This window comes from Sphingomonas sp. Leaf339, from assembly GCF_001426195.1.
In the GTDB taxonomy this organism is placed as follows: domain Bacteria; phylum Pseudomonadota; class Alphaproteobacteria; order Sphingomonadales; family Sphingomonadaceae; genus Sphingomonas.
In genome coordinates, this window is record NZ_LMRS01000017.1 from 1 (window position 1) to 10628 (window position 10628).

Consider the following 10628-nt stretch of genomic DNA (forward strand, 5'->3'; position numbering starts at 1 on the left):
GGCAATTACGTTTGTGGCGTCCGTCATTACTGCCCTCTCACTGGTATGCCGCCCGTGCTTACCACGCGACCGTTCACCATCGTAAACCGCTTTCCCTAAACCCGACTTCGCATACACTTCCCCGACATGGGCTGGTGGACACGGGGAAATGGAAAGGCTTCGAGCCTCTTAAAGCAGCTAGTTCCAGGATGCGAACGGCCTTAGGGGCAGACGAGCTTGGTCAGGCGGCGATCAAGCCGCCAGCGGCTGCCGAGACCCATACCTGGTCATTCATAGCACCCTGTCCGCTTCCCTACTTCCGACCTTCGTTCATGTCAGCGAACGACGGCCATCCGCGAAACCAAGGCATGACGTGGCGGCTAGCGGATGGCCGCGCTTCGCCGCGGTCATCCGCAGAAAGCTTAACCCCGTGTCCATCGGACCGGCAGCAGCTCAGGGTTCAGGATCGTCTGAAGCGATCAGACGGCGCTCCGGGATGTAGCCGGAACGCCGCCTCGCCGCAGTTCATCTATCAGAGGACCTTCCGCCAGCAGCTTCGCAAGCCACGGGACCGGTGCAAAGCTTCCGCTCAAGAGCTGCGAATGCTCTCAACCACCGCCGCGATATCGCGCTCGGCATGATCCGCCGCCGCGGCTTCAAACCTGGCGCGTGCTGCTGCGGAACTGGGCAGGTCGATCCCCTGCCCCGCAAACGCCGCCTCGGCATATGACAGATCCTTTGCCATCAGCGGCACCAGGAATTGCGGCTGGTATGCACGGTCCACCATCCGGCGCGACACCGCGCCGACTAACGGGCTTCCCGGCGCGCCGCTCGCCAGCAGCGCGACCGATCGCTCGACGTCGAGCCCGCTGCGTTCAATCATCGCCACCGCCTCGGCCAGGCTCGCGACCTGGACGCCGCAAAGGAAGTTGTTGACCAGCTTTAATATTGTGCCGCTGCCGGTCGAGCCCAGATGAACCGTCTCGCCGCCCATCGCTGCCAGTACCGGAGACGCGGCGGCCGCCACGTCGGCATCGCCGCCGACCAGAAAGCGAAGTTGGCCCGATGCAGCCTGCGCCTTGCTGCCTGTGACCGGCGCATCGAGAAAGCCGATTCCCGCCTCCGCCGCGGCGGCCGCCAGCGTGCGCACCCAGTCGATTGTTAGCGTACTCGCCTCGATCAGGATCGCTCCAGGTCGCAGCGCGCCGAGCGTCCCGCCGTCCAGCCATACCGCGCGCGAGGCGTCGTCGCTGGCTAGCATCGCAACCGCGACGTCGACCTCGCGTACCGCCGCCGCCGGACTGTCGGCAAGCCTCGCACCTGCCGCTACCAAGGCGTCGCTCTTGCCGGGCGACCGGTTCCAGACCGTCAGCTCAAACCCCGCATCCAGCAGCTGACGCGCCATGCCCCCGCCCATGATGCCAAGCCCGAGCATTGCCACTTTCCGGACCGTCATTGTGTCACCTCGAACCTGTTCAGGGCTTCCTCGTCGATGCTCAGGCCCAGGCCCGGCACATCGTCGTCGAGGTCGACATAGCCGTCTTTCGCCATCGGTTCGCCCTTGAAGATGTACCAGAACAACTCGTTGCCGACTTCTACATCAACAGGTGGAAAGAACTCCGCAATCGGCGAATTGAGACTGGCCATCACAACATGGTAGTTGTGCATCTGTCCGGCATGCGGAACGACGGGGATCGAATAGGCCTCTGCCAGCGCCTGGATTTTGCGCGCCGCAGTGATGCCGCCGACACGGTTGGTATCGAACTGAATATAATCAAGCGCGCGCGCCTCGATGAGCTGGCGAAAGCCATAACTGGTGAACTCATGCTCGCCCGCTGCAATCGGCGTGGTGCCGAAACGGCGGAGCTCATGATAGCCATGAACGTCATCGGGAATGATTGCCTCTTCCAACCAGCGCAGGTTGAACGGCTCGATCAGGCGCATCATCCGCTTTGCATAGTCGAGGCTCCAGCCCATATAGGCATCGGCCATTACATCGACCTCATCGCCCACCGCCTCGCGCACGGTGCGGACAAGCTCGACGTTGCGCGCCATCCCCTCAGCGCCATCGATTGGGCCCCAGCCAAACCGCAGCTTAACCGCGCCATAACCCTCATCCTTATAACGCTTGGCCTCTGTGGCGAGATCGTCAAGACCGATCGAGTAAAGCCGGCTGGCATAGACTGGAATGCGCGCCTTCGTCCGCCCGCCCATCAGGCGGTAGCAGGGCTGTTTCGCCGCCTTTCCCATCAGATCCCATAAGGCAATGTCGATTGCGGAGATCGCAACCATTGCGACGCCTTTGCGCCCGAATGCCATTGTCTTGCGGTACATGTGTTGCCACAAAAGCTCGGTATCCCACGGGTTCTGCCCGATCAGCAGCGGCGTCAGATACTGGTCGATCAGCTGCTTGGTGACGAGCGGTGAAAGCGCCGCATTGCCTATCCCGACCAGCCCGTTGTCGGTGAATATCTCCACGATCAGCCAGCCATGAAAGGTAAACGTGCCCATCGTGTCACGCGTCATCATCGGCGACACGAGGTCCATTGGGTTGGTGCAGAAATGCGGGGGCAGCGGCTGCGTCTCGCCGCGCCACTGCACGACGCGGGTGCGCACTTCGGTAATTTTCACGGATGGACCTTTCGAGAGAAATTGATGGGGCGGATGACGGGGATGGTGAGGCAGATCAGTGCGAAAGCGGCGACATGGAGAAGTGCAGCGACGGTCAGCACCGGTCCGTAGCCAAGCCCGGCATCAAGCGCCCAGCCCGCTGCCTGCCCCATGACGATACCGCCGAACGCGCCGCCCATCCCGACCAGTCCTGCCAACCGACCGAGCACACTGCGCGGAACCAAGTCAGTGGGCAGAGTCATGACCAGCGTCGACCAGCTTTGCTGTCCGAAAAAGGCGAGGCTGAAAAGGAGGATGACGGCCGGGATCGAGCTGGTAACGGGCACCAGCATCACCCAAGGCATCATCGCCGCGCTGATTCCCAGCGCAATCTTGCGCGCCGCGTTGACCGAACGACCGCGGGCCAGCAGCCGGCTCGACAGCCAACCGCCTAGCAGGCTACCGACCCCCGAGGCGGCATAGGGGATCCAGCCGATCGTGGCGGCCTGTTTCAGGTCAAAGGCGTGCGCCTCGAACAGATACTTTGGCAACCAAAAAAGATAGAAATACCATGCCCCGTCGCTGAGGAATTTGGCGCCGACGACGCCTCGTACCTCGCGCCGAGCAAGCAGCGCCCGCAGTGTCAGCGCAGGCGCCTCGACCTCCGCCTCCACCGGGGCGGAATGGCGCGGCAGTTGGTAGCTGGCGAACCACCAACCAGCCCATACCAGCCCCATCGCGCCGGTCAGGAAGAATACCCATCGCCAACTCGCCATCCCTAGCCAGTTGGCATCGGCGAGTATCAGCGCGATCAGAGGCGGTGCAATCACCGCGCCGACCGCGGTACCGGCATTGACCAGTCCGATCGCCGCGGCCCGGTCGCGAGGGCCGAACCACTCGGCAATCGCGCGCGTCGCCGCGGGGAAGCCGCCTCCTTCTCCTACGCCAAGTAGTAGCCGGCTGGCGGCGAGCGCAATCACGCCGCCCGCTAGGCCATGACTGGCGCAGGCCAGCGACCAAAATATCATGATGATCAGGAACCCACGACGGGTACCGATCCGATCGAGCAGCCAGCCGCCGCCCAGATACATCAGACCGTATGTAGCGAGAAACGCGCTGTCCAAAAAGGCCTTGGTTTGGTTTCCGATTGGGATGTCTTGTTCGATAAACTTGATTGCCCAAGGCAGCGTCTGCCGATCAAGGTAGCTGATCGCGATCGCTGTCGCGATCAGCAGCGCGACACCCCAGCGGCCGGGAAGGCGGATCGCCTTACCGGACCGCGCATCACTGGGCAGCACGTCACTGGGCATCGAGCACCAGCAGTGCCACGCCTTGGCGAGGCAGCGTCACGGCAAAACGCCGTCCGTCACGCGGGGCTGTGGCCGGTGCCACCTCTTCGGGGCGCATCGCTGATGCGGCCTCGAGCTCGGCATATTGCTTGGCATCCGGCGACTGGGGCGACCCCATGCGCTGCCATGCAGCGAAGGAGTTGGCATGATCGCGATCAACCCGCCACAGCTTGGCAGCGCGCCCTTTGGCGTTCGCGATCGTCAGCTGGATCGCGGCATCAGGCCCGGCGACGTCGTCATCATGATAGTGCCACATCAGCACTGCAACGCGACCATCGGTTGTCCGCGTCGCTAATGTACCGACATCAGCCTCGCCCCGCACCCCATCCTTCACGATGGCGTCGAGGGAAACCTGCGCATCGCTCGTCGCTGCGATCCGCTCGGGGCCGAGTTGGGCGAATAGGCGGAACACGTTGAGCACAGGCAGATCGACGCCGTTGGTTGATAGCTGCCGGTACCCGGCGAACCAAGGCTGGTCTTCGAACTCGAATGACCAGGACAGGATACCATCGAGGTTCACGCGCCGCTTGGCTGCCAAATCCCAGATCCTTGCAAAGCTAGCCGCGGTGTAGCTCGAATACATGGTGCCGTTACGATAGGCATTCTGCGGACCCGGACAGGCGGCGCATCCTTCTGGGTCGCTTTCGCCGATGACGATCGGCTTGGAGGCGAGAGCCGTGAAATCAGCGATCTTGGTAAAACCATTATCGACATTGCGCAGATGCGTGGCGATGCCCATCCGCACATGCCCATCAACGAAGCGAGGTGAACCTTTGGCATGGAAAGAAAGGAAGTCGGTCGGCGTCCCGATCTCGCCTGTTGCATAGTTACGCTCGGACGTCACATGACGTAAGAACCCGTCCATGAACCCATCTGCGGTAGCGACATCAGGCCCACCGACCCGCGCACTCGGCAGCGCCCGCCGCACGGCGTGCACGGCGAAATCATGGAGCTTGTTGAACTCGTCAGGACTCGCCTGCCAATAGAATTTTGAGTCGGGTTCGTTCCAAACTTCGAAATACCAGCGGTTGACCTCGTCGCGGCCGTATTTCTCGACGTTGTGGCGTGTCCACTGATAGATCAGGTCGGCCCATTTATCGTAACTGGTGGGCGGATATGTCCAGGCGGTCGCGATCAGATTATATGCGAAGCCCGGCCGCCAGAGATGCTGATAAGGTGTGCCCTTGGGCGCACTCGATAGCGCCTCGGGCATAAAACCTATCTGCAGATAGGGCCGTATGCCTCGTGCGAGATAGGTGTCGATAATGTTGTCGACGATCGTCCAGTCATAGATCGGCTTGCCGTCGCCACCTTCTCGATAGGCATTAGTGCTACCCCATTTGAAGGCAGGCGTGCCGTCGCCGCTGCTCAGCAGGTTATGAGCACGAAAGAACACCTCGCCATGTTTCAGCTTGCCAAGTTCGACGAGCAGCTTTCGCCCGTCTTTCATGGTCGCGTAATTCGGCTCGTCTGCGCCGAAGAAACGCCAGGCCGGCGGCAGCGCGCCCACCGCCTTTCGCGCATCGACCGTGATCGTTACTGAGCGAGCAGGCGCCTGCGCCTGTCCTGCGGCAGGCATGCTCGCGAATACGGCGGCGACCGTGGCGGTAGCGGTGGCGAAATGGCGGATCATAAGCGCTTCCTTTGCGGCGGGTCTGGGCATCACAGGCGAGCGCGAAAGCCAATAGCGAAGGTTCGCGTGAACAGTACCGTATCGCGTGGATAGACCGTCGCATCGCCGAAATAGGTCTGGAAGACATTCTTGGTGATGTTGGTCGCGTCAAACACGATCGTGAACTGCGGGTTGATATCGTACGCGATCGACACGTCGAGGTTCTCGACCGGGCTATTGCGGAAATCGTTCGGGTTGACCCCGGTGAAGTGCAGCCCCGTGCTGTAGCTGTCGCGCCATACGTACGAAGCGCGCGCAGACAGGCCGTTCTTTTCATAGATGAGGGTGCCGGTCGCCGAATACTTCGATACGTTGGCGAAGGGCAGCGTCAGGAAGCCGGTCACGCCGGGGAGTGGCGCCAGTGCGCGGTTCTTGCCGTCGATGTATGTGCCGTTGGCACTGATACCGACGCCCGAGAGGAAATTGGGGAAGAAGGTGAAGCCACCCTCGATTCCGGTCAGCTTGCCTGAACCTGAATTCTCGGGACGGGAAATCTGGTAGGTGCCGTTGTCTAAGCCGAGATAGTCGATCTCGAAGTTGCTCGTCACCGACTGGATAAAGCCGCTCACTTTGCGGTGAAAGAAGGTGGCGGTGATCGCACTCGATCGGTCAATATACCATTCGACTGCCAGGTCGTAATTGGTCGACTTTACTGGTTGCAGTTCGGCATTCCCGCTGCTGCCGCGACCGAAGGGCTGCTGGCCGGGAACTGGGGGGGTCAGCGTAAGCGCAGGGTTCAGTTGCGCGAAGCTGGGACGCGTGATCGTCCGGCTAGCCGCCGCGCGTAGGAACAGCTTGTCGGTTAACTTGTAACGCAGCGCGATGTTGGGCAGCACGTCGGTTGTGCTGCTGGCGATCCTGACCGGCTCTACCGCAGTACGCACCGCGCGAAACGCGTTAGAGACGTTATCGACCTTTACGACCCTTACACCAGCCTGACCGTCGAACTGGCCGATCTCAAAGCTCGCCTGACCGTACCCGGCGTAGCTGTTTTCCTTGATGTCGAAGAAGCGGGTATCCTGAAACGCCGGGTCGCCTGCGGCCAGACCGAAACGCTGTCGCAGCACATCGACATTATCGAGCAGGACGTCGGTCGAGGGCGATATCCACGAGCGGATGAAAGGGCGCGTGCCTTCGAAGAAGTTGCCGGGCTTCTCGCTTAGGAGCCCGGGGATCGAATCCGCCCGCACGGCGTAGCAGCGGACCGCCCCGGTCGCCGAGCAATTCACATTCTGGACGAACGAACGCGAAGTTGCGTCGCGCCGGTTTATTCGCGCGCCGGCGGCGAGCTCTGTGAAGATCCACAGCGGCTGCCTGTATCGCACGTCGCCGCGCCAGGTGTATTCCTCCCCCAGCGCCTCGGTGCGGGTCAGGTTCAGTCGCGCCAGCGAGTATTTGGACCGGTCCAAGACATCGTCGAATGGCAGTGTGAAGGTCGGCGTGCCAATCGACCGATCGAAGAACCCGTCGGTGCGCCGGGCAATGAAGTCGATGTCAAGAATGTTAGTACGGTCGGTCGCCTCCGACCGGGTGTACGACACCTCAGACGCGATCGACCAGCCATCGCGCTTCCATTCTCCGCCAAAGGCGCCCTGATATCGATCGGCCTTATTTTGGTACGAGATACCATAGTTGGCGACGCGATTGTTGGCGACACTCAGCCGGTCGACCAACTTGGTGTCCTCATAGAAGGTCAGCGGCGCAAGCAGTGAGCCGTTCATTGAGGTGAAGTTCTGATCGGCATTGCCGCGATCACGAAAGCCATAAAACAGGCCGTCGGCAAACAGTGTCAGCTCCTCGCTGGGTGCCCATTGCAGCGATGCGTTGACTGCAGGCCTTTCGCGCTTGCCGACCGTGTCGATGCCGCCGATCACGTCACTGCGAAACACCCGTGGCTCAGCGGGATTGGTGCCGCGCGGGTCGAGCGGTACCCCTGGCGTGTAACGTGCCAGACTATTGTCGGCGTTGTAGCCAAAATAGCCGCCATTGAAGATTGTTTCGTCACGGTATCGCGTTTGGTGGAACGAAACGGAGACGAGCGCACCGATCTCTCCGACGCCAGTCGACCAACGGTTCGAAAGAAGCATGCTGGCATAGGGATCGATCGTATCAGGCTGCTCACTATAGACCTGCCGCGCCGCTACCGCGAAGCGCGCGCCCTTGAAGTCAAAGGGCCGCCGCGTGCGCACATTGATCAGGCCGGCGATCCCGCCCTCAATCTGGTCCGCCGAGCGTGATTTATAGATGTCGATGCCGGCGACGAGGTCGGCTGGCACATCGGCCAGCGATAGCGAACGCCCGGTGGTGCTGAAGATGTTACGACCGTTTATCACGGTGACGACGTCGGGTAGGCCGCGGATCAGCACTGTGCCCGACTCACCGCGAAACCGTGGGGCGACCTGCACACCCGGAACCCGCTGCAACGCTTCGACGACATTGTTGTCGGGCAGCTTGCCGATGTCCTCTGCGACGACTGAATCGACGATCTGCTGCGCATTGCGCTTAATCGACTGCGCCGAGGACAGACTGGCGCGGACGCCAGTGACAACGATGTCGGGGGCCGACGCGGTCTCCTCCTCGCCGCGGCCAAGCGAATCCGACACCGGCGGTAGGGGATCGACGGTCGGTGACACCGCCGGTGGCGCGGACGGCAGCGCCTGAGCGGCGGCCAACGCGATCGAAGAAGCATGAAAACAAGCCAGCGCTAACGTCATCGGACATCCCCTCTTACCAAGCGCCTGTAACCAACGCCTCTTATCTGGTCCTACCAGAATAAGTGTAATCTGAGAGGGCGCGCAAGTGAAATCGTACCGATCAACTAATCTACTCGTACCAGAACGAAGATGACTTGACCGGATATGGAATTGGAGGTCACGTCGCCGTTATGGACTCTGCCGCTTCTTCCGCCACAACGCCACGCTTCAGCCCCGATCGACCCAGCGGTATTCGAGGCGGCATCGTACATGATCTCGGTGTCGCGATCGTCAGCGGACAGTTGCCGCCCGGCACCGCCCTTCAGAGCGAGGAGCGGTTCAGCGTCGAGAGCAACGTGTCGCGCGGCGCATATCGCGAGGCGATTCGCGTGCTCGCGGCAAAGGGCTTGGTGCACAGCAGGCTCAAGAGCAGTACGCGGGTCAACGACCGATCGCGCTGGAGTCTCCTCGATCTCGATGTGCTGGGATGGATGTTCGAAAGCGGTCCCGATACTGCGTTCATCCGCAGCATTTTTGAATTGCGCAGCATCGTCGAGCCATCGGCCGCTGCACTGGCGGCGGTGCGTCGCGACAGCCGGCAACTTGCCCGCATGGGCCATGCACTGGAGGAAATGGGCGAGCACGGACTATTGAGCGTCGCCGGACGCGCGGCGGACAAAGCGTTCCACCTTCTTATCCTCGATGCGACCCGCAACGAGCCGCTAATGACGCTATCCAGTTCAATCGCCGCCGCTATTGAGTGGACGACTCGCTTCGCCCGGGACGAGCAGCAGCAATCACGCGACCCCATGCCTGACCACCGCGCCGTCTACGATGCGTTCATCAACGCAGATGCGGCGCGCGCGCGTGAGGCAATGGCCATGCTGATTGAAAACGCCTTTGCAGACACAGGGCTGATGACGGAATAGCGATCGCGCGTATTCCCCCAGAGGACCCACAAGACGACATACAAAGGCTCTTTGCAGCGTCCCGAAACCGACCATTCGTTCATCGGCTCGATCAAAAGCCGGCGGCGATGTTCAAGCCGTTGCACACTGGCGGCGCAATCCCGCGCCAGGGTGCAACGGAGATGGATCATGCAGCCTCAGCCTCCGTATAATTCGTCGCGGCAAGGTCCGTGAGCATACCTCCAGCACCTCTCGCACCTGGTCGATGCGTCGCCGCCGCCGTGCGGGGCTCAGAAGTTTCTCCGCGCCGCCTCGTGCCGATCAGCTTGTCCAGTGTCAGGTCCGAGATCGCACGGCGCAGCCGAAGGTTCTCCTTCTCCAGATCCTTCATCCGACGAGCCTGATCCGCCTTCAGGCCACCATATTCCTTCCGCCAGCGGATGTATGTTTGCTCGCTGACCGCGATCCGCCGACATGCCTCGGCTGTCGTCCGCCCTGGCCCAGGACGATTTCAACTTCACGCAGCTTCCCAATGATCTCTTCGGACCTGTGCTTCTTGGCAGGCATTCGTCGTCCCTTCCTTGATCCAGACTCTCATAGTCGATGGACCGCTCAGAAGGGGGCAGCTCAGGATATTCCCGTTCAAACACATTCAGGAAGCGACTCGCTTCCTCGAGTCCAATGAGCAGATTGGCAAGATCGTCGGGACTGTCTGATCCGCTATCGGGAGAGCTCCCTCAGGGCTCTCCCGGTATGAAAGGGGCGAGGCAGTCTAGCGACTACGACTGCACCGCAGCGTTCGAGCTGATCGAACGGCAGCTTCTGGCCTTGGGTACGCTGCGCATGACACTGCTCCGCTTCGCGCACGTGTTCATGTTGCAGATGGGCCGGACCGTCGTGTCATCGCTGGCGCATTCGATCGAACGCCGCATGGCCCGGTGGATCCTGCTCTACCACGACCGTGTCCAGGCCGACGAGATCTGCATGACGCATGAGGAGTTCCGTCTGATGCTCGGCGTTCGCCGTAGCAGCGTTACGGACGCACTTCATCGGCTAGAAGAGGAGCATGCGATCCGGGCAGTCCGGGCCAAGATTCTGGTCCACGATCGGACAAAGCTTATGGCCCTGGCGGGCGATACATATGGCCAACCAGAGCAGGACTATGCCCGCCTCCTACAGATGGACCGGAACCGCTAAGGCCTCGCGCTAGGTGACCCACATGCGGTCATTCATGCGCCCTTCCCTGCTTTCCAACTTCAGACATTCATTCAGCAGCCGCTTCCGGCATTTAATTTTAGCAAAAGGTAACATGTGATCTTTCCCTGACTCGGCGGACACGCTGGGTTAGCTGGTCATGCGCTGCTCGGCCTGTTCGGGCGTGAGATACCCGAGGGCCGAGTGCATGCGGTTTCGATTG

Annotated in this window: 7 protein-coding genes and 1 pseudogene; 2 read left to right on the plus strand and 6 right to left on the minus strand. The window is 61.4% G+C overall.

Annotated elements, in window-relative coordinates; genetic code table 11:
- Positions 1-568: 568 nt before the first annotated feature.
- From ASG67_RS10070 to ASG67_RS10090, 5 genes are read right to left on the minus strand one after another with little or no spacing between them, the layout of a single operon-like run.
- The gene (locus ASG67_RS10070) at positions 569-1435 is read right to left on the minus strand and encodes an NAD(P)-dependent oxidoreductase (protein ID WP_082543444.1); all 867 of its coding nucleotides are present in this window, start codon (positions 1433-1435) and stop codon (positions 569-571) included.
- Complete coding sequence (locus tag ASG67_RS10075) at positions 1432-2610, minus strand: L-rhamnonate dehydratase (RefSeq protein ID WP_056529367.1); 1179 nt, start codon at positions 2608-2610, stop codon at positions 1432-1434. The genes ASG67_RS10070 and ASG67_RS10075 overlap by 4 nt, the downstream gene beginning before the upstream one ends.
- On the minus strand, positions 2607-3899 hold the full coding sequence (locus ASG67_RS10080) for an MFS transporter (protein WP_056529370.1): 1293 nt from the start codon (positions 3897-3899) through the stop codon (positions 2607-2609). The genes ASG67_RS10075 and ASG67_RS10080 overlap by 4 nt, the downstream gene beginning before the upstream one ends.
- Positions 3889-5571: a GH39 family glycosyl hydrolase gene (locus ASG67_RS10085; protein WP_056529373.1), complete on the minus strand. Its 1683-nt coding sequence runs from the start codon at positions 5569-5571 to the stop codon at positions 3889-3891. The genes ASG67_RS10080 and ASG67_RS10085 overlap by 11 nt, the downstream gene beginning before the upstream one ends.
- 29 nt (positions 5572-5600) lie before the next feature.
- Positions 5601-8324: a TonB-dependent receptor gene (locus tag ASG67_RS10090; RefSeq protein WP_082543445.1), complete on the minus strand. Its 2724-nt coding sequence runs from the start codon at positions 8322-8324 to the stop codon at positions 5601-5603.
- 134 nt (positions 8325-8458) lie between these two features.
- Between ASG67_RS10090 and ASG67_RS10095 the strand changes: the two genes are divergently transcribed.
- On the plus strand, positions 8459-9232 hold the full coding sequence (locus ASG67_RS10095) for a FadR/GntR family transcriptional regulator (protein ID WP_235535153.1): 774 nt from the start codon (positions 8459-8461) through the stop codon (positions 9230-9232).
- Positions 9233-9427: 195 nt separating this feature from the next.
- Here ASG67_RS10095 and ASG67_RS10100 read toward each other — a convergent pair.
- A pseudogene (locus tag ASG67_RS10100) lies at positions 9428-9778 on the minus strand (transposase); the annotation flags it as partial.
- Between the two features lie 186 nt (positions 9779-9964).
- On the opposite strand from ASG67_RS10100, the gene ASG67_RS10105 reads away from it, so the two are divergent.
- Positions 9965-10408, plus strand: a complete 444-nt coding sequence (locus ASG67_RS10105; RefSeq protein WP_056529380.1) for a Crp/Fnr family transcriptional regulator — start codon at positions 9965-9967, stop codon at positions 10406-10408.
- Positions 10409-10628 lie beyond the last annotated feature (220 nt).

What these genes read in the sequence shown, in the direction of transcription:
- ASG67_RS10080 (WP_056529370.1), bottom strand. Translation starts at nt 3,899, where the DNA reads ATGCCCAGTGACGTGCTGCCCAGTGATGCGCGGTCCGGTAAGGCGATC.
- ASG67_RS10105 (WP_056529380.1), top strand. Translation starts at nt 9,965, where the DNA reads ATGAAAGGGGCGAGGCAGTCTAGCGACTACGACTGCACCGCAGCGTTC.
- ASG67_RS10090 (WP_082543445.1), bottom strand. Translation starts at nt 8,324, where the DNA reads ATGACGTTAGCGCTGGCTTGTTTTCATGCTTCTTCGATCGCGTTGGCC.
- ASG67_RS10070 (WP_082543444.1), bottom strand. Translation starts at nt 1,435, where the DNA reads ATGACGGTCCGGAAAGTGGCAATGCTCGGGCTTGGCATCATGGGCGGG.
- ASG67_RS10085 (WP_056529373.1), bottom strand. Translation starts at nt 5,571, where the DNA reads ATGATCCGCCATTTCGCCACCGCTACCGCCACGGTCGCCGCCGTATTC.